Raw genomic sequence first — 19,705 nt, 5'->3', positions numbered from 1 at the left:
AGACGCAACGGCCACAGACTCACGGCTAGTGCTACACTTTTCCGCTTTAGCATTGATGAATCTGACCTATGACCGCACTGGATGCAGCACAACAACATAAATATCAGAGCCGCCTCAACTGGGGCACACGCACTCTCTTTTTGATCAATGGGTTAGGAATGTCAGCCTGGGCACCGCTGGTGCCATTTGCCCGCGATCGTCTGCAACTCAGCGGTGCCTCTCTGGGGGCTTTACTGCTCTGTCTGGGAATTGGTTCGCTGGCTGCGATGCCGGTGACCGGCACGCTGGTGGCACGGTTTGGCTGCCGTGGGGTGATGGGTTTCTCCACCCTGTTAGTGCTGATGATGATGCCGCTGCTGGCGACGGCTGACTCTCATCTGGTGATGGCGGCTGCGCTGATGCTCTTTGGTGCCGGGCTGGGCATGCTGGATGTGGCGATGAATTATCAGGCAGTGCAGGTTGAGCAGGCGGCGAATAAACCGATGATGTCCGGCTTTCACGGATTCTTCAGTCTTGGGGGAATTCTGGGCGCAGGCACGGTCAGCCTGCTGCTGAGCCAGTCTTTTACACCGCTGACCGCTACGCTAGTGGTAATGGCAGTGATGCTTTTGCTGCTGCTGTGGCGACTACCGGTGTTGATGAATCAGCGCCTGCACCAGCCCGATCATCCCTGGCTTTTGATCCCACGCGGCTGGGTCGCGTTTCTTGGCATACTCTGCTTTATCCTGTTCCTGGCAGAAGGCGCAGTGCTGGACTGGGGGGCGTTACTGCTGTTGCAGAACCCGGCGATGTCACCCGCTTATGCCGGGCTGGGCTATGCGATCTTTTCCATGGCGATGACGCTGGGCCGTTTTAGCGGCGATAAGATCATCCAGCGGTTTGGCCGCTATCCGGTGATGCTGACTGGCGCGCTGACCGCAGCCGTGGGCATGAGTCTCGCCGTCTGGCTGCCATGGCCGGCGATCGCCCTGCTGGCTTTCCTGCTGGTTGGCTTTGGTTTATCCAACACGGTGCCGATGTTGTTCAATGCTGCCGGGAATCAACAGGATATGCCTGCGAACCTGGCGATTTCTGCCATGACAACGCTGGGATATGCGGGTATTCTCTCAGGTCCGGCTTTAATCGGATTCATTTCGCAATGGATCAGCCTCAGCGGCGCATTTTTAGTCATCGCCCTGTTGCTGTTAGCGGTAGCCGCCAGTGCGCGAAAAGTTGCGCGATAATTCAGGTACCCGACACGCTATGTTGTATAAGTTTCCACTGACCTCCGGCAATGTCACCCGCTTTTTTGTGGTTTTCAATCTGGTGCTCCTGCTGGCACTGGGCTTTATGGTGCATAACTCGGTGAATGCCTGGCTGACCGGGAAACGCTATGCCATGGAGAATCTGGCGCGTGACGTTCAGAAGCGTATTGATGCCTACCGATTCGCCACCTGGCAGATCTATGAAAACCTCTCCACCAGTGCAGCCGGTGCAACACCAGGCAGTAATTTGCAGGAGACGCGACTGCGTCCTGACGTCTATTACCTGGAAAAAACCCGGCGGAAAACCGAAGCGCTGATTTTCGGCTCACATGACAGCAGCACGCTGGACATGACCATGCGGATGTCGAACTATCTCGACACGCTATGGGGCGCGGAAAATCCCACCTGGTCGATGTACTTTTTAAATGGTCAGGACAATAGCCTGATTATGATCTCGACCCTGCCGCTGAAAGATATGGCGACACGCTATAAAGAGAGCGCCATCAGTTCCATGGTGGATGGCCGTCGTGCTGAAATGTTGCAGCAGGCCAATGCGCTGGATGAGCGAGAGAGCTTCTCGCCGCTGCGCCACCTCGCTTTCCAGAACGATCACTATTTCACGCTGCGTACTACCTTTAATCAGCCGGGTCATCTGGCGACGGTGGTCGCCTTTGATCTGCCGGTGAACGATATTGTTCCGCAGAACATGCCGCTGGAAAACTTCCAGTTGCGTCAGGATAGCGCAATGCCTGCCACGACAGCCGATCAGCAGGAGGTGGAAAATACCCGCATCTCACTGGTTAACCCCAATATCGAGATTGCGGCCACCCTGCCCAGTACCTCGCTGCAGCTGGTCTATCAGGTGCCGATTAGCCGTCTGATTATTGACAGCCTGCATAACCTGCTCTGGCCATTGCTGATTAACCTCCTGCTGTTCCTGCTGTCGCTGGCGGGTATCGTGCTGCTGCGTCAGCAGTCACTGCGTCCCAGCGAAAACCAGAGCGCTGAACTCGATTCACTTAGGGTATTGAATGAAGAGATTGTGGCCAGTCTGCCGGTCGGCCTGCTGGTGTATGACTTTGCCAGCAACCGTACCCTGCTGAGCAATAAGATTGCTGAACATCTTTTGCCTCATCTTAATCTGCAGAAGATTATTAATATGTCCGACCAGCATCAGGGCGTGCTGCAGGCCACGATCAACAACGAAGTCTATGAAATCCGTCACGCCCGCAGCGTGCTGTCGCCGCATACTCAGCTATTTATGATGCGTGACCAGGATCGCGAACTGCTGGTGAATAAGAAGCTGCAAAAAGCGCAGCAGGTACTGGATCGTAACCATCAGATGCGGCAGCAACTGCTGCACAATCTGGGCCATGCGCTGAATCAGCCACTGGAGAAGATGGTGACGCAGCTGGTACAGCTCAGCCAGCGTGATGCCGATGAGACCGTGCTCGACCTGCTCGATGAAAGTCAGGGGCTGGCACGGCTGGTGGATGATATCGTGTTGCTGAACCGGCTTGAAGCGCACGACTGGTCACCTGATGCGACCAACTTTAACCTGCAGGAACTGCTGGATGAGATCGCGCTGGAAAGTCTGCCGCTGATGCGCCGCAAAGGGCTGTCGCTGGTGGTGAATAATCACCAGCCGAACGACGAGATGCGATTTGGCGACCGTCGCGCCCTGCGCAAAGTGCTGACCACGCTGATGCACTATGCCCTGACCACCACCCGCTGGGGAAAAATCACCCTGGAAGTTAAGGCTGCGGGTAAACAGGCCGATAGATTGATCATCGAACTGGTGGATACCGGTGCGGGCCTGACCGTGGATGAACTGGCTAATGTTGACTTCCCGTTCCTTGGCGATACCAGTCAGGATCGCTACGGACAGGCTTCTGGCATGGCGTTCTTCCTGTGTAAACAGCTCTGCAAACAGATGGGTGGCAGCCTCGACATCGTGGCAAAAGCGGATATCGGCACGCGCTACAATATGCAGTTGCCGCTGGTACTGGAGCAGAAGCGCGAAGAAGAAGAGGAAAAAATTCTGGATGGCGTTACCGCGCTGGTGGAGATCACCGTGGAGGACGTGCACAAAATTGTCTGCCGCCATCTGGAGAACTGGGGAGCACTTTGCCTGACGCCTGACGAGCGCATCTCCGGTCAGGATCACGATGTGCTGGTAACTGACGACCCATCGAAACTCAGCGGCTGGGCACTGCTGCTGGCGGAAGATGAACTGGGTCACCATGCACTGAACGACCAGCAGTATCGGGTCAATTTCAATCTCAGTAATGCGCTGCTGGATGCATTGCTGGCCCTGATTGAGAAGCAACTGTCGCATGATGTGATGGATAACGACATGGAAGACAACGCGGCCACGCCATTGATGAGCGGCGGCTATTTCCAGCTGTTTACGGAGACAGTACCGGTTGATGTGAAGAGACTGTATACTGAGTCGGCGGAAAAGGACTACGCCTCGCTTGCTCAGACAGCGCATCGCCTAAAGGGCGTGTTTGCCATGCTCAATCTGACTCCCGGCAAACAGCTTTGTGAAGAGTTAGAACACCACATTAAAGCGTGTGACGATTCAAACATTACAAATACCACCAGTGATATTGACGCTTACGTCAATCAACTGCTGCAGCAAGGTAACCAATAAGATGAATAACTTAAACGTAATTATTGCCGATGACCATCCAATTGTCCTTTTCGGTATCCGAAAATCTCTGGAACAAATTGAATGGGTTAACGTTGTAGGTGAGTTCGAAGACTCAACAGCACTGATCAACAATCTGTCCAAGCTTGATGCCAACGTCCTGATCACCGACCTCTCGATGCCGGGTGAGAAGTATGGCGATGGTATAACGCTGATTAAATATATTAAACGTCACTATCCCGATCTCTCTATTATTGTTCTGACCATGAACAATAACCCGGCGATTCTGAGTTCAGTCCTTGATCTCGATATCGAAGGAATCGTCCTGAAACAGGGCGCGCCAACTGATCTGCCAAAAGCACTGGCTGCATTGCAAAAAGGCAAGAAATATACGCCGGAAAGCGTTGCGAAACTGCTGGAGAAGATTAGCGCGGGGGGTTATGGCGACAAACGCCTGTCCCCAAAAGAGAGCGAAGTGTTGCGTCTGTTTGCAGAAGGTTTCCTGGTTACCGAAATTGCCAAGAAGCTGAACCGCAGTATCAAAACCATCAGTAGCCAGAAGAAATCAGCAATGATGAAACTGGGCGTGGATAATGATATCGCACTGCTGAACTACCTGTCGTCTGTCAGCCAGACGCAGGTTGAAAGAGACTAAGTGACATCTGAGGCGGTGCAACCTGCACCGCCTCGCTTCCGTCCTCTCCTGCCCTATCCCATCCGCGTTTTACGTACCCGCTCAGCATAGATTGCCAGCGTCACTTTCAGCACATCTAACGTCACCGGTTTCGACAGACAATTATCCATGCCCGCATCCATACAACGCTGTTTCTCCTCGGCCAGCGCATTCGCCGTCACGCCGACGACCGGGAAGAGATGGCCCAACTGACGCAACCGCTGCGTCAGGCGATAACCATCCATGTTCGGCATGTTCACGTCGGTAAGCACGATGTCGATTTCATTACGACTCAGTACATTAAGCGCATCAACGCCATCCTGCGCAGTTTTCACCTGATAGCCCAGCGTGCCAAGCTGTTCCGACAGCAGCATACGGTTAATCGGATGGTCATCGACAATCAGCACCATGATGTCATCGTTGTGCACTTTCTCTTCTACGGGTGCAGCCAGCAATAGCGCATCCGCCGCATCGTGGCCGAGTGCGATCCGATAGATGCGTGCCAGCAGCGCCGGCACCTCATGGAGCGTGGCCGTACAGTGGATCCAGCGTCCGGGCTGACGTTCACGCGGCATATCCACATGCGACCCGTTAAAAGTGACCAGCGCGCGCAGCGGCGCATCTATTTCCAGTTCGTAATCGGTCATCACCACATCGTCGGGACCTGGCTTACCGTTATACTCCGCGACCTGAATGCCATGGTGCTGGATCTGACGCGTGATAAACTCTTCAAGGTAGTCGTTGCGCATCGCCAGCCAGATTTTCTTATCCTGTAAATCCTCCAGCAGCATCAGTGACGGCTTCTGCCCTTTGTAGATGGGAATACGCACAATGAACTGGCTGCCCATGCCTGGCTCTGAGTCGACCTCAATATCACCGTCCATCATACTGATCAGCTTTTCACAGATCGCCAGCCCCAGCCCGGTGCCCTGGAAATTACGCTGCACGCCATTTCCCACCTGGAAGAAGGGATCGAACAGGCGCGGCAGCTCTTTCGCCGGAATGCCGACGCCGGTATCACGGACGCGGAATGCCAGATAGCCCTGCGCAACGTAGGCGTGCAGGATAATACAGCCGGTGTGCGTGAACTTAATCGCGTTATTCAGCAGGTTCGAGATCACCTGCTGCAAGCGCAGCGGATCGCCGTCCAGCACCTGCGGAACATCATGTTCGATAAAGCAGTAGAGCGTAAGCCGCTTCTTCACCACCAGCGACAGATAGTTGCCGACGATGTGGGTGACGATTTCACGTGGTGCAAATGGACGCGGCTCAATTTTCAGCTGCTCGGACTCGATTTTCGAGAAGTCGAGAATATCACTGATAATCTTCAGTAGCAGGCTGGAGGAGTTATTCATTGCCGTTACCAACGAGTCGATACCGCTGGGTAGCTCTTTGGTCTGCAGCAGATCCAGGTTGCCGATAATGCCATAAAGCGGCGTGCGCAGTTCGTGACTGACCGTGGCAAGGAACATCGATTTTGACTGGCTGGCCTGCTCTGCCGCGTGGGCCATCTCCTGAAGAGATTGTTCCATCCGCACGCGCGCCGAGACATCGACCAGCACACAAATCGCCACGTTCTCATTACGATAGCGCGAATGCACAAAGCTGATTTGCAGGTTGGTATTGCTGCCGGTCAGTACATCGACAAAGTTGACCTGCTGCCCGCCGATAATCTCATTCAGCCTCAGGCGATCTTCCTGCGTCAGCAACGTCAGATAATTGTGCGCCAGTTCGTTACTCAGAATATTGGTACCGTCACTGGTGCGTAAAATACAGATCCCGACCGGCGCAGAGGCGACAATCTTACGGTTGAACTGCTCATGCTCTTCCAGCCGGTGCGCATTCTCCTCCGCTGGCAAAAACATTCGCCGCTCGAATACCCAGGCGAGGGTAAACAGAATCACGGCGCTGAAAATATTGAGCAGCAGCGCATTAATGATTAACAGCTTGAGTTGATCGACCATCACGTCGGTGGGTATCGACCAGACCACGTTAAGATCGGAGGGCGGCAGTGGCTTTTTCAACACCAGCTGACGATAACCATTCAGGTAACCGAACCAGGTTTTATCATCGGGCAGATTGTCGAGTGAGAAGCCCAGCCCGCCGCGACGCGAGTTAAGCAGTGGACGATAATTTTCATCGGTAATGGACGCGATGATCGGCAGGCTGCCTGGCTGAATAAACTCATCCAGCCGGATATTCTGCTCAACACCCAGCAGAGCCTGCAACTTATTAGCAACATAGACAGGCACCACCATATAGAAAGTTCCGACACCTGGCTGAGCACTGCTGTTGATCCAGTACATCGGATTGCGACGATCTTCTTCGCTGCTATTGCGGTAGCGCAGCACATTCTCACGCAATGATTTCAGGCTGCGCTCCCGATCAGCATTGCTGCTGCCAATCGTAAAGTCGGCCAGACACTGGCTCTCGCCACCGATAAAGAACACCCGATTGAGCTCATACGATGAGGCGAAGTTACTTTTCCAGTAGTTGATGTAGTAACTAAGTGAATCGAGCGAGTTGCGCCAGGTATTGCTCATCGAGGTACAGTCGCCATCTGAAAACAGGGGCGTAAACTGTGGCTGCGCTGTTTTGCCTGGCATCATGCTGGTCAGCACATCCATGCCGCTACTGGCGTTGGTTAAGCGGTTCTCGGTGATATATTTCAGCTCACGCATCATGTCCGCCGAATGGCGCACATACCACTGTATCGATCCGTAATTGCTGGCAAACTCCTGGCGTACCTGCGTCTCTTTATTGTGCAATACGCTGATAATGTAAAAGGCCGTCAGAACGGCACCCAGCGTCCAGATTAACAACGCCAGCGCGCGGAACAGATAGCGCGAGATACGAAGCGTAGTGCGGAAAGAGACAGGATATTTCAAAAGTAACTCGCAGTTGGCAAGGTTAGTCGCATCATCGATTTTTAATGCTCATACACTAGCTTTATCGGACGTAAAAAGCCAGCCAGCCGCTGGCTTAGCGGGCGGTTTGGGAATCTTTTAAGATAGCGAAAGCCCTGCCTGTGACTCAATAAACCAGTCTCACTCCTGACCCAAAGCCATTCGCACGCGCACCAATAAAAAGCCAAACCGCTGCCCTGACAAGAAAGACCCGCTAAGCCCGAAGAGCAAAGCGTCCACGCCACGGATGGCGTGGCCGAGCCGCAGGGATGCGGGAATCCTTTGCGATCGGGCATAGCGGGCCTTTCGGCGGCTCCAGACTCACATCCACCCACACCCGACCTCCAAAAAAAACGGCAGGCCGGGTTTCCCCTGACCTGCCGTTTCTGCAACAACGCTCAGCTCATGCCAGACAAATTACTCTTCGTCTTCAGCCGCGTCGTCTTCGTCTTCAACATCCGCATCCGGTGCAATCTCTTCATCATCGATCTCTGCTTCCGGTGCAAGATCTTCCTCGCCTTCTGCCACGCTACCGTCAATTGAATCCAGCTCTTCTTCTTCAACCGGTTCGGCAACCCGCTGCAGGCCCACGACGTTCTCATCCTCTGCGGTACGAATCAGAATCACCCCCTGGGTATTACGACCCACGACGCTGACTTCTGAAACACGGGTACGCACCAGCGTACCGGCATCAGTGATCATCATAATCTGATCGCCATCGACGACCTGAACCGCGCCAATCACCGGACCATTACGTTCGGTCACTTTGATTGAAATCACACCCTGCGTCGCTCGCGACTTGGTCGGGTATTCGCTGTTGGCAGTACGCTTACCGTAACCATTCTGCGTCACGGTCATAATTGCACCCTCTTCACGCGGCACAATCAGAGAAACCACGCGGTCACCTTCAGCCAGCTTGATACCGCGTACGCCAGAGGCGGTACGCCCCATCGCACGGACGGCGGTTTCTGCGAAGCGCACCACTTTACCGGCTGCTGAGAACAGCATCGCTTCGTCGTTACCGTTGGTCAGCGCCACACCAATCAGCTCATCGTCGTCACGCAGGTTCACAGCAATAATGCCCGCGCTGCGTGGACGGCTGAACTCTTTCAGTGCGGTCTTCTTCACGGTACCCAGGGCGGTCGCCATAAAGATATTGAAGCCTTCGGTATACTCACGTACCGGCAGAATCGCAGTAATACGCTCGTTGGCTTCCAGCGGCAGCAGGTTGACGATAGGACGTCCACGCGCGCCACGGCTTGCTTCCGGCAACTGATAAACCTTCATCCAGTAGAGACGGCCACGACTGGAGAAGCAAAGAATCGTGTCATGGGTATTGGCCACCAGCAGACGATCAATGAAGTCCTCTTCTTTGATACGTGCAGCTGACTTGCCCTTACCACCACGACGCTGCGCTTCATAGTCGGTCAGCGGCTGATACTTCACATAGCCCTGATGCGACAACGTCACCACAACATCTTCCTGATTGATCAGGTCTTCGATATTAATATCAGCGGTGTTAGCCGTAATCTCTGTACGACGTTCATCACCAAACTGATCACGCATCAACTCAAGCTCTTCGCGAATCACTTCCATCAGACGCTCAGCGCTCGACAGAATGTGCAGTAACTCAGCGATCTGCTCCAGCAGCGCTTTATACTCATCCAGCAACTTCTCGTGCTCAAGGCCGGTCAGTTTCTGCAGACGCAGATCCAGAATCGCCTGAGCCTGCTGCTCAGTCAGATAGTACTGACCCTCACGGATGCCGTACTGCGGCTCCAGCCACTCCGGTCGAGCGGCGTCATCACCCGCACGCGCCAGCATCGCTGACACGTTACCGAGATCCCACGCCTGGGCAATCAGACCTGCTTTCGCTTCGGCCGGGTTAGGTGCCCGACGAATCAGCTCAATGATCGGATCGATATTCGCCAGCGCAATCGCCAGACCTTCCAGAATATGCGCACGGTCACGGGCCTTGCGCAGTTCAAAGATGGTACGACGCGTGACGACTTCGCGACGATGGCGAACAAAGGCGTCCAGAATCTCCTTCAGCGCCATAATCTTTGGCTGACCCTGATGCAAGGCGACCATATTGATGCCAAACGAGGTCTGCAGCTGGGTCAGTGAATAGAGATTATTCAGTACCACTTCACCCACCGCGTCGCGCTTAATCTCGATCACGATACGCATGCCGTCTTTATCAGACTCATCGCGCAGTGCGCTGATGCCTTCGACACGCTTCTCTTTCACCAGCTCCGCAATCTTCTCAATCAAGCGTGCTTTGTTAACCTGATACGGCAGCTCATGAATGATGATGGTCTCGCGGCCCGTTTTAGCATCGGCTTCCACTTCGCCACGCGCACGAATATAAATTTTACCGCGTCCGGTGCGGTACGCTTCTTCAATGCCACGGCGACCATTGATGATGGCGGCGGTCGGGAAATCAGGCCCCGGAATGTGCTCCATCAGCGCTTCAATGCTGATGTTCTCATCGTCAATATAAGCCAGGCAGCCGTTAATCACTTCACGCAGGTTATGCGGCGGAATATTGGTTGCCATACCTACGGCGATACCGGAGGAACCGTTGACCAGCAAGTTAGGGATTTTGGTCGGCAGAACTTCAGGGATCTGCTCAGTGCCGTCGTAGTTCGGCACAAAATCGACGGTCTCTTTTTCCAGGTCAGCTAACAGGTCGTGGGCGATTTTCGACATGCGAATTTCGGTATAACGCATCGCCGCGGCAGAGTCGCCGTCGATGGAACCGAAGTTGCCTTGTCCGTCCACCAGCATGTAACGCAGGGAGAAAGGCTGGGCCATACGTACAATGGTGTCGTAAACGGCAGAATCACCATGCGGGTGATATTTACCGATAACGTCACCGACGACGCGGGCAGATTTTTTATAGGGTTTGTTCCAGTCGTTACCCAGTACGCTCATCGCAAAAAGTACGCGACGATGAACCGGCTTCAGGCCATCACGCACATCGGGTAAAGCTCGGCCAACGATGACCGACATGGCGTAACCGAGATAAGAATTTTTTAATTCTTCTTCGATATTGACCGGTGTAATTTCTCTCGCAAGGTCGCTCATGGAGCCGCTATCCCTCTACTTAATCCCGGATTTTAAAGGTGCGAAAGTATATCACACTGCAATGCTCTGGTGAACGTTAACCACCGATTTCCCCCGCTTTTCATTGCCCCTGAAAGGTGGGCCATCCGCGGTTAACCGTTTATACTGTGGGCACATTTTGTCAGGAGTTACGATTCAATGAATGCACAACCGCAGAATCATCAGCAGAACGTCGATGCGCAGGAAATTGCCAAGTTTGAGGCTGTTGCCTCGCGCTGGTGGGATCTGGAGGGTGAATTTAAACCGTTGCACCGTATCAACCCGCTGCGTCTGGGCTATATCGCGCAGCACAGCAATGGCTTGTTCGGTAAAACCGTGCTCGACGTTGGATGCGGCGGCGGCATTTTAGCCGAAAGCATGGCGCGTGAAGGCGCGGTAGTCACCGGCCTGGACATGGGCGCGGAACCGCTGGCCGTGGCGCGCCTGCATGCTCTGGAGAGCGGTGTCACGCTGGACTACGTGCAGCAGACTGTGGAAGCGCATGCGGAGCAACATGCCGGCAAATATGATGTGGTCACCTGCATGGAGATGCTGGAACACGTGCCGGACCCGCGTTCGGTGGTTCATGCCTGCGCGCAGCTGGTCAAGCCAGGCGGCGAAGTCTTTTTCTCTACGCTGAACCGCAATCCAAAAGCCTGGCTGCTGGCGGTATTCGGCGCGGAATATGTGTTGCGCATGTTGCCGCGCGGCACCCACGACGTGAAGAAATTCATCCGTCCTTCCGAGCTGCTTGGCTGGGTCGATGAAACTGCCCTGCGTGAACGCCACATCATTGGCCTGCACTATAATCCGGTAACAAACCGCTTTAAACTGGCTCCGGGCACCGACGTTAATTATATGGTGCATACCCATCGCGCCATCTAACTGATATTACCCGCCTGACCACAGGCGGGTAATATTAAAGTCGGCGTTGCGTTAATAGCACTTTTACACGCGCTGCTTAATTATTTACACTCAGTGCTGAACTTCTTCAGCTATAAACGATAGAAAAAAACATACATTAGTTCTTTTCACTCATCTGCCTCATGAATTTCCTCGGTACATGACGATAACATTAATCGCGAAAACAGAATAAAATCTCTTTTTGATACATCAAGCGGATTAAAGTAATTTTTTAATGCTCGCCTCATTTCAGGTAAATAAATTAAGCCACTCACTAAAACACGATCGTAAAAAACCCTTTAATTTCAACGTAAATAATTTAAAAAAATCAATAATAACAACGTGATAATAATTAATTTAGCGATGAATGTTCTTCGATAGCCAATATCTCATACCGATCTGACAGGATGCTTTTAACACTGTGTGACATGCTTCAAAAAACCTCACCCATTAATTTAATATACTAGAATGGCAGCACAATCGGATACTCAGCATTAACCAGAATAATAATGGGCAGTCATTGCTGCCTGAATAAAATCAACGTAATCAATGTTAAGGATAACCATGTCGCCCTTTTTATCGCTGTTTTGGGTATTAGCCGGTATTGCGATATTAATCGTACTCAATCTGAAATATAAATTTCATAACGTTTTTTCACTGCTGATTGCAGGCATGTTTGTTGCCATCATGGTTGGCATTCCGTTAGATAAAATTGTCGGGGTAGCACAACAGGGTATCGGCAGTATCATGGGCCACCTGGCGCTGATCATCATATTCGGCGCGATTATTGGCAAGTTCATGACCGAATCAGGTGCCAGCCAGCAAATAGCGGATACCGTCATCTGCCATTGTGGCACCCGCTTCCTCTCGACCGGACTGATGTTTATCGGCGTCATATTCGGTATTGCCATGTTCTACGAGGTCGCCTTCCTGATTGCCATGCCCCTGGTGCTGAACATTGCAAAAAAAGCGGATATCCCTTATATGAAACTGGTCATTCCGACGGTGGTCGGCGCAACCATGGGACATAGCTTGTTTCCACCCCAACCGGGGCCGGTTGCCCTGATCAGCGCATTTAACGCAGATATCGTTCAGGTCTATCTTTACGGCATCGTGGTGATTATCCCTGCGCTTTTTTGCGCGGGCGTTTTACTGCCACGTTTCCTGCCGGGTATCAGCCGTATACCGCTTAATTCAATGATCAAACCGATAAAAGAGCGGGCACCTGAAAACCTTCCTTCTTTCAAAATCAGTATTCTGATCCCACTGATCCCTGCGATGCTGATGATCCTGGCTTCAGTGGTCAAACCCCTGGCCGGAGAGGGCGCCGAGCTGACACGCGTCTTTAAACTGCTTGGCAGTGCGGAGATCAGCATGCTTTTCGCCACGCTGGCAGCGATGTGGTTTCTGGGTGTCAAACGGGGGATGACCTCCGAAGACATAACGCAGCACGTCAGTCACTCGATTTCACAAATTTCAAACGTTCTCTTTGTTATCAGCGCAGGCGGCATCCTCAAGCAGGTGATCATCGATTCTGATGTGGGTGACAGCATTGTTCACCTCATGAGTCATGTGCCCTTTTCACCTTTTATTATTGCCTGGTTAATCACTGCAGTGATCCGCATTCTTACTGGTCAGGGCGCGGTAGCCGCCATCACGTCAGCAGGCATCGTGGCCCCGATGATCGAGGCATTTCAACTTAATCCGGCGCTGATGGTGCTTGCCGTAGCCTGTGGCAGTAACACCATCACGCTGATGTATGACGGTGGCTTTTTACTGTTCAAAGAAACCTTTGGTATTTCAATGAAAGATACCTTTAAAACCTGGGGGCTGCTGGAATTGATTAACTCGGTCGTGGGTCTGGGCATGGTCATCCTGATCAGCCAGCTTATTTAGTTTTTCCGCCTCTGCCGTGAAGGATTCACGTCAGAGGTTGTTCACGTTGCTTACTTCCCTGGCGAAAAGAGAGCGCCGCACGTGAACTCACATTACGGCATTCTGTTGTGTGCCAGAGAGTTACGCAGCCAGGGCGGTGAGCTGTCAGAAACAACGGCAACGGCCTGGCCCGCTCCCAGCAACCCGGTAGCGGCTTTTACCCATTTTTCATCCCTTTTTCTGCTGAATCCTGAAGATTGAATAAGAAATACGCGTCTGATCAAATTAAGAAAAAAAAGTGTGATCTGGTTGACATGATGCCAGGCCTTACAAGGCGTGGGCTAAGAAATTTCACAAGAATTACAACCCCTCCAGCCATCATTATTTGCTCTTGTTAAGCGGCGGTAAAATACTAAAATATGCCCTCATGTAGTTATGGCTTTTCCCACCACCCCCTAGATGTAGTGTTTATCCACATATTATTCACAATGAATAGGCTGTGTATAAACCGGGATTTCTTTTAATTTTTGGATACTCACGCAAAGGTAAAAACGCGACATGAACCAGAGTCTGCTCGTTACTAAACGCGATGGCCGCCAGGAGCGCATTGACCTCGACAAAATTCACCGTGTGCTGGACTGGGCAGCTGAAGGGCTGAACAACGTCTCAGTTTCACAGGTGGAACTGCGCTCTCACATTCAGTTCTATGATGGCATCAGAACTTCTGACATTCATGAGACCATCATCAAGGCCGCAGCAGACCTCATCTCTCGCGATGCCCCTGACTATCAGTACATGGCTGCCCGCCTGGCGATCTTCCACCTGCGCAAAAAAGCGTATGGTCAGTTTGAACCGCCAAAGCTCTATGACCAGGTCGTTAAGATGGTCGACATGGGTAAATATGATCGCCACCTGCTGGAAGATTACAGCCAGGAAGAGTTTGCGCAGATGGACGAGTTCCTCGACCACTGGCGTGACATGAACTTCTCCTATGCTGCAGTGAAGCAGCTGGAAGGTAAATATCTGGTGCAGAACCGCGTCTCGGGTGAAATCTACGAGAGCGCACAGTTCCTCTACATTCTGGTGGCCGCCTGCCTCTTCTCCGGCTACCCGCGCGACACACGTATGGATTACATCAAGCGCTTCTATGATGCGATCTCGACGTTTAAAATCTCACTGCCGACGCCAATCATGTCTGGCGTGCGCACCCCAACACGTCAGTTCAGCTCCTGCGTGCTAATTGAATGTGGCGACAGCCTGGACTCCATCAACGCCACCTCCAGCGCTATTGTGAAATATGTCTCTCAGCGTGCCGGTATCGGCATTAATGCCGGTCGTATCCGTGCGCTAGGCAGCCCGATTCGGGGCGGTGAAGCGTTCCACACCGGCTGTATTCCGTTCTACAAGCATTTCCAGACTGCGGTGAAGTCCTGTTCTCAGGGCGGCGTACGGGGTGGTGCAGCCACGCTGTTCTACCCGATGTGGCATCTGGAAATCGAAAGCCTGCTGGTACTGAAAAACAACCGTGGTGTTGAAGGCAATCGCGTGCGTCACATGGACTATGGCGTGCAGCTCAACAAGCTGATGTATCAGCGCCTGCTCAAAGGCGAAGATATCACCCTGTTTAGCCCGTCTGACGTGCCTGGCCTTTATGACGCATTCTTTGCCGATCAGGATGAGTTTGAACGCCTCTATACCAAATATGAGCAGGATCAGAGCATCCGCAAGCAGCGTGTTAAAGCGGTCGATCTCTTCTCGCTGATGATGCAGGAACGTGCTTCAACTGGTCGTATCTACATTCAGAACGTCGATCACTGCAACACCCACAGCCCATTTGACCCGCGCATTGCGCCGGTTCGCCAGTCTAATCTCTGCCTGGAAATCGCCCTGCCGACCAAACCGCTGGAAGATGTTAACGACGAAAATGGTGAGATTGCCCTCTGTACGCTCTCTGCGTTCAACCTCGGTGCTATCGAAAGCCTCGACGATCTGGAAGAGCTGGCGACCCTGGCGGTGCGTGCGCTTGACGCCCTGCTCGACTATCAGGATTACCCGATTCCAGCCGCCCAGCGTGGCGCGATGGGTCGTCGTACGCTGGGTATCGGCGTGATTAACTACGCTTACTATCTGGCGAAACACGGTGTCCGCTACTCCGATGGCAGCGCCAATGGGCTGACGCACAAAACCTTTGAAGCGATTCAGTATTACCTGCTGAAAGCGTCTAACGCGCTGGCGAAAGAGCAAGGTGCCTGCCCGTGGTTCAATGAAACCACCTATGCGCAGGGCATTCTGCCAATCGACACCTATAAGAAAGACCTGGACGCGATCAGCAACGAACCGCTGCATCTCGACTGGGAGAGCCTGCGTGAAGAAATTAAAACGCACGGCCTGCGCAACTCGACCCTGTCTGCGCTGATGCCGTCTGAAACCTCGTCGCAGATCTCCAATGCCACCAACGGTATTGAGCCGCCACGCGGTCACATCAGCATCAAAGCGTCGAAAGATGGCATCCTGCGTCAGGTGGTGCCGGAGTATGAGCGTCTGAAAGATCAGTACGAACTGCTGTGGGAAATGCCAAACAACGACGGCTACCTGCAACTGGTGGGTCTGATGCAGAAATTCATCGATCAGGCGATTTCGTCCAACACCAACTACGATCCGTCACGCTTTGCCAACGGTAAAGTACCGATGAAACAGCTGCTGAAAGATCTGCTGACGGCGTACAAGTTCGGTGTGAAAACGCTTTACTATCAGAACACCCGTGACGGTGCTGAAGATGCGCAGGATGACCTGGCACCTTCTATCCAGGATGATGGCTGCGAGAGCGGCGCCTGTAAGATCTAATGGTCAGGCGGGAGCGTCTCCCGCCTCATTCATTTCACGAGGCCTGGCTTCGTCTACTTTTGGACAACTTTTATGGCTTACTCCACTTTCTCACAGAACAAAAATGATCAGCTGAAAGAGCCGATGTTTTTCGGTCAGTCAGTCAACGTGGCGCGCTTCGATCAGCAAAAATATGACATCTTTGAAAAGCTGATCGAAAAGCAGCTCTCCTTCTTCTGGCGCCCGGAAGAGGTTGATGTCTCACGCGATCGCATCGACTATCAGGCGCTGCCGGATCACGAAAAACACATCTTCATCAGCAACCTGAAGTATCAGACGCTACTGGATTCGATTCAGGGGCGTAGCCCGAACGTCGCGCTGCTGCCACTGATCTCGATTCCTGAACTGGAGACCTGGATTGAAACCTGGGCGTTCTCCGAAACCATCCACTCCCGTTCTTACACCCACATTATCCGTAACATCGTTAACGATCCTGCGGTGGTGTTTGACGATATCGTTACCAATGAGCAGATTCTGGCGCGCGCCCAGGATATTTCACGCTATTACGACGATCTGATTGAGATGACCAACTACTGGCATCAGCTGGGTGAGGGTACGCATCAGGTCAACGGCAAACCGGTTGTGGTCAGCCTGCGCGCCCTGAAAAAGCAACTCTATATCTGCCTGATGAGCGTCAATGCGCTGGAAGCGATCCGTTTCTATGTCAGCTTCGCCTGTTCATTTGCTTTCGCCGAGCGTGAGCTGATGGAAGGCAACGCCAAAATCATCAAGCTGATCGCCCGCGATGAAGCACTGCACCTGACCGGCACCCAGCACATGCTGAATCTGCTGCGTAGTGGTGAAGATGATCCTGAGATGAAAGAGATTGCGGCTGAATGCCGTGAAGAGTGCTTCGATCTGTTCAAAAAGGCGGCGCTTCAGGAGAAAGAGTGGGCGGAATATCTGTTCAGCGGCGGCTCAATGATCGGCCTGAACAAAGATATTCTCTGCCAGTACATCGAGTACATCACCAATATCCGTATGCAGGCTGTTGGCCTTGATCTGCCCTTCCAGACGCGTTCGAATCCGATTCCGTGGATTAACTCCTGGCTGGTTTCTGACAACGTTCAGGTTGCGCCGCAGGAAGTGGAAGTAAGCTCCTATCTGGTGGGTCAGATCGATTCTGAAGTTGGCGCTAATGACTTCGACGACTTCCAGCTTTAATCATGAGCCGCGACGTTGTTATTCTGCGCAGCTCCGGCACCCGGCTGGAATGCACAGACGAGCACACCAATCTGCTGACGCTACTGGAAGCCAATAATCTCTGCGTGGAGTTTCAGTGTCGCGAAGGTTATTGCGGCTCCTGCCGGATGCGGCTGCTGAAAGGCGAAGTGCATTACCCACAGCAGCCGCTGGCCTTTTTGCAGCAGGATGAGATTCTGCCCTGCTGCTGCAAAGCCAAAGGCGAGATTGAGCTTGAGTTGTAACTGAGGCGGAACAAGTCTGGCTTGATTTGCTCTGGGATCGCGTCAGCTTACGGAACACGGTCAGATCGGAAAGACGCAAAAAGCGTCGTCCCTGACAGCTCGGCCCGCGCCGTCCATGGCGCGGGACGCTTTCCTCCTCTGCCCGTGTTTCCCGCGCTTTGAGCTTGTTCATTGCTGTGAAAATGACCCTGCAAGGGGTAATTCGCAATCACATACAAAACGGGCGCCTCAGGCGCCCGTTTTATTTTCACTGAATTACTGTCTGACCGTTTCAACCACATCAATCCAGCCGTGACCGGTGCTGACTTCGCTGCCGTGTAACCAGCGGCGCAGCATGTTCATCGCCATCATTGCCACCACCTTCTGCCGCGTCTCCAGGTTATAGCGACCGGTACTGAACTTCACGCGCTGACCAAAGCTGCCATCCGGCGTATGCAGCGCCACCGAAATTTCTTCCTGCTCCAGGCTGCCAATAGAAAGTGCCAGCGCGGCCTGCTGCTGTGCAGCAAATTTGCGGGTGCGGGTCACCTGCTGCTCCAGCGTCTCCTGCCGGGGTGGCAGAATGTCACCATCACCCAGCGGCACGCTGGCGACAGCCAGTTGCCAGTAAAGCAGCCCGGCGGTGTATTGCTCACTGATTGCCAGCTGCTCACCGCGCTGCGCCAGCTCACGTGCCAGTAGCGCCGGTAAGCCTTCGGTGCCTTCAAAAACGGTGCACTCCGCCAGTAACAGACGCACCTGCTGCCACACTTGCTCCATTGCCACCTGCTGTCTTGCCGGGCCGGTCAGTTTGATTTCAATGATCGGCATCGATGAGCGATATCCCATGACCACGCCTTCCGGCAACGTCAGTGGTTCAAGCTCAGCGGCAATGTCGCTTTCACCGCGACCAAAGGTGGTCAGTCGCAGACAGATCGGCGGCTCGGGCGGCGAGAATTTCGCTTTCAGGCGGGGAATGATCTGCTGCTCCACCATCACTTTAAATTCAGATGGCACACCAGGCGTAAAGAACATCCAGCAGCGATTGAGTTGCAGGGCAAAGCCACAGGCGGTACCGACCGGATTATCAATCAATTCCGCATTAGCCGGAATTTCAGCCTGCTTGCGATTGCTCGCTGCCATCACCCGTCCGCGGCTGGCGAACCAGGCGTCCATCTGTTGGAGCCAATCCTGCTGCATTTCCAGTTCAACCCCACAGGCCCGGGCGGCTGCCAGCGCACTAAGATCGTCACTGGTTGGCCCCAGACCGCCATTGACAATCAGCACATCGGCTTCATGACTGCGCGCCTGCAGCGTGGCGATCAGCGACTCAAGTGAATCCCCCACCGTAGTGCGGCTGGTCATGGGTAACCCCTGCTGGAACAGCATATCCGCCAGCCAGGCTGCGTTGGTATCAACGATTTGGCCATGCAGCACCTCATCGCCGGTTGACAGCATCTCTACTCTAATCACGTCGGGTTCTCCTTTTCACGTTTACTTTACTGTAGGAAGTCCACCCGCGAAAAACAATCGACAACCCCGGCGATTGTGACGGTTGCGTCTGACGCAGCACATTGCGCATAAAAGATAGTGAGCATGAAGGCGGTTTGTATAACCGAAGTGGGACGGTGAGGCATCGGAAAAAGAGAACAAAAACGGCGGAATTTGCCCGCCGTTTTTTTACTGCAGCAGCATCAGCGAATCGCGATTAACGACGCGCCAGCAGCAGACCGAGTACCAGACCGGCCGTTGCGCCGATACCGACACCCTGCCACGGTTTTTCGTGAACGTAATCGTCTGCACGGTACGCCGCTTGTTTAGCGCGATAGTAGTAACTATCGGAGGCCTGGCTGACACGGGATTTCACGTCGTTCAGCGCCTGTTCGGCTTTGCTTTTTAGCTCAATGTACTTCTGATCGGCTGGATCACCTGATGCCTTAAGCACTTCTTCCAGCGTTTCGGTCAGTAACGCAATATCGTCATCGAGGCCCGTTTCGAATTGATTTGTCTGGTTTACCATCGTTTCCTCCGTGTGAATTGCAAAGCAGTCCATT

Annotated in this window: 13 protein-coding genes; 9 read left to right on the top strand and 4 right to left on the bottom strand. The window is 53.2% G+C overall.

Annotated elements, in window-relative coordinates:
- Nucleotides 1-68 precede the first annotated feature (68 nt).
- From WFO64_RS06515 to rcsB, 3 genes are read left to right on the top strand one after another with little or no spacing between them, the layout of a single operon-like run.
- A complete protein-coding gene (locus tag WFO64_RS06515) occupies nucleotides 69-1,223 on the top strand; it encodes an MFS transporter (RefSeq protein WP_337010028.1) in 1,155 nt (384 codons plus the stop codon).
- A 19-nt stretch (nucleotides 1,224-1,242) separates the two neighbouring features.
- On the top strand, nucleotides 1,243-3,900 hold the full coding sequence (rcsD, locus tag WFO64_RS06510) for a phosphotransferase RcsD (RefSeq protein WP_337010026.1): 2,658 nt from the start codon (nucleotides 1,243-1,245) through the stop codon (nucleotides 3,898-3,900).
- 1 nt (nucleotide 3,901) lies between these two features.
- Nucleotides 3,902-4,552 (top strand): response regulator transcription factor RcsB, encoded by a 651-nt coding sequence (gene rcsB, locus WFO64_RS06505; protein WP_009089068.1) that lies wholly within the window; start codon nucleotides 3,902-3,904, stop codon nucleotides 4,550-4,552.
- Nucleotides 4,553-4,605: 53 nt separating this feature from the next.
- Here the strand turns inward: rcsB and rcsC are convergent, their stop codons facing one another.
- Nucleotides 4,606-7,458 (bottom strand): two-component system sensor histidine kinase RcsC, encoded by a 2,853-nt coding sequence (gene rcsC, locus WFO64_RS06500; RefSeq protein ID WP_337010023.1) that lies wholly within the window; start codon nucleotides 7,456-7,458, stop codon nucleotides 4,606-4,608.
- A 435-nt stretch (nucleotides 7,459-7,893) separates the two neighbouring features.
- The gene (gyrA, locus tag WFO64_RS06495; protein WP_337010021.1) at nucleotides 7,894-10,566 is read right to left on the bottom strand and encodes a DNA topoisomerase (ATP-hydrolyzing) subunit A; all 2,673 of its coding nucleotides are present in this window, start codon (nucleotides 10,564-10,566) and stop codon (nucleotides 7,894-7,896) included.
- A gap of 177 nt (nucleotides 10,567-10,743) precedes the next feature.
- Between gyrA and ubiG the strand changes: the two genes are divergently transcribed.
- From ubiG to yfaE, 6 genes are all read left to right on the top strand, one after another.
- On the top strand, nucleotides 10,744-11,469 hold the full coding sequence (gene ubiG, locus WFO64_RS06490; RefSeq protein WP_337010019.1) for a bifunctional 2-polyprenyl-6-hydroxyphenol methylase/3-demethylubiquinol 3-O-methyltransferase UbiG: 726 nt from the start codon (nucleotides 10,744-10,746) through the stop codon (nucleotides 11,467-11,469).
- A gap of 582 nt (nucleotides 11,470-12,051) precedes the next feature.
- On the top strand, nucleotides 12,052-13,383 hold the full coding sequence (locus WFO64_RS06485; RefSeq protein ID WP_337010017.1) for a gluconate:H+ symporter: 1,332 nt from the start codon (nucleotides 12,052-12,054) through the stop codon (nucleotides 13,381-13,383).
- A gap of 81 nt (nucleotides 13,384-13,464) precedes the next feature.
- A complete protein-coding gene (locus tag WFO64_RS06480; RefSeq protein ID WP_337010015.1) occupies nucleotides 13,465-13,623 on the top strand; it encodes a hypothetical protein in 159 nt (52 codons plus the stop codon).
- Between the two features lie 297 nt (nucleotides 13,624-13,920).
- The gene (gene nrdA / locus WFO64_RS06475; protein ID WP_337010013.1) at nucleotides 13,921-16,206 is read left to right on the top strand and encodes a class 1a ribonucleoside-diphosphate reductase subunit alpha; all 2,286 of its coding nucleotides are present in this window, start codon (nucleotides 13,921-13,923) and stop codon (nucleotides 16,204-16,206) included.
- Between the two features lie 72 nt (nucleotides 16,207-16,278).
- Nucleotides 16,279-17,409, top strand: coding sequence for a class Ia ribonucleoside-diphosphate reductase subunit beta (gene nrdB / locus WFO64_RS06470; protein WP_337010011.1), 1,131 nt, complete (start codon nucleotides 16,279-16,281; stop codon nucleotides 17,407-17,409).
- Nucleotides 17,410-17,411: 2 nt separating this feature from the next.
- Nucleotides 17,412-17,672: a class I ribonucleotide reductase maintenance protein YfaE gene (gene yfaE / locus WFO64_RS06465; RefSeq protein ID WP_337010009.1), complete on the top strand. Its 261-nt coding sequence runs from the start codon at nucleotides 17,412-17,414 to the stop codon at nucleotides 17,670-17,672.
- A 255-nt stretch (nucleotides 17,673-17,927) separates the two neighbouring features.
- Here the strand turns inward: yfaE and WFO64_RS06460 are convergent, their stop codons facing one another.
- Both WFO64_RS06460 and elaB read right to left on the bottom strand, forming a co-directional pair.
- Nucleotides 17,928-19,124 carry a nicotinamide mononucleotide deamidase-related protein YfaY gene (locus WFO64_RS06460; protein WP_337010007.1) on the bottom strand — a complete coding sequence of 399 codons (1,197 nt, stop codon included), beginning with the start codon at nucleotides 19,122-19,124 and terminating at the stop codon, nucleotides 17,928-17,930.
- A 235-nt stretch (nucleotides 19,125-19,359) separates the two neighbouring features.
- Entirely contained in the window at nucleotides 19,360-19,671 is a 312-nt protein-coding gene (gene elaB / locus WFO64_RS06455) for a stress response protein ElaB (RefSeq protein ID WP_010258091.1), read from the bottom strand.
- Nucleotides 19,672-19,705 lie beyond the last annotated feature (34 nt).

Source organism: Pantoea sp. AS142 (genome assembly GCF_037152305.1).
Lineage (GTDB): Bacteria > Pseudomonadota > Gammaproteobacteria > Enterobacterales > Enterobacteriaceae > Pantoea.
The sequence above is the reverse complement of the archived record's forward strand: the minus strand, read 5'-3'. Positions and strand labels throughout refer to the sequence as shown.

Bases quoted from the DNA above. Each gene is read 5' to 3' on its own strand.
- WFO64_RS06515 (WP_337010028.1), top strand. From the start codon at position 69: ATGACCGCACTGGATGCAGCACAACAACATAAATATCAGAGCCGCCTC.
- rcsD (WP_337010026.1), top strand. From the start codon at position 1,243: ATGTTGTATAAGTTTCCACTGACCTCCGGCAATGTCACCCGCTTTTTT.
- rcsB (WP_009089068.1), top strand. From the start codon at position 3,902: ATGAATAACTTAAACGTAATTATTGCCGATGACCATCCAATTGTCCTT.
- gyrA (WP_337010021.1), bottom strand. From the start codon at position 10,566: ATGAGCGACCTTGCGAGAGAAATTACACCGGTCAATATCGAAGAAGAA.
- ubiG (WP_337010019.1), top strand. From the start codon at position 10,744: ATGAATGCACAACCGCAGAATCATCAGCAGAACGTCGATGCGCAGGAA.
- WFO64_RS06485 (WP_337010017.1), top strand. From the start codon at position 12,052: ATGTCGCCCTTTTTATCGCTGTTTTGGGTATTAGCCGGTATTGCGATA.
- nrdA (WP_337010013.1), top strand. From the start codon at position 13,921: ATGAACCAGAGTCTGCTCGTTACTAAACGCGATGGCCGCCAGGAGCGC.
- nrdB (WP_337010011.1), top strand. From the start codon at position 16,279: ATGGCTTACTCCACTTTCTCACAGAACAAAAATGATCAGCTGAAAGAG.
- yfaE (WP_337010009.1), top strand. From the start codon at position 17,412: ATGAGCCGCGACGTTGTTATTCTGCGCAGCTCCGGCACCCGGCTGGAA.
- elaB (WP_010258091.1), bottom strand. From the start codon at position 19,671: ATGGTAAACCAGACAAATCAATTCGAAACGGGCCTCGATGACGATATT.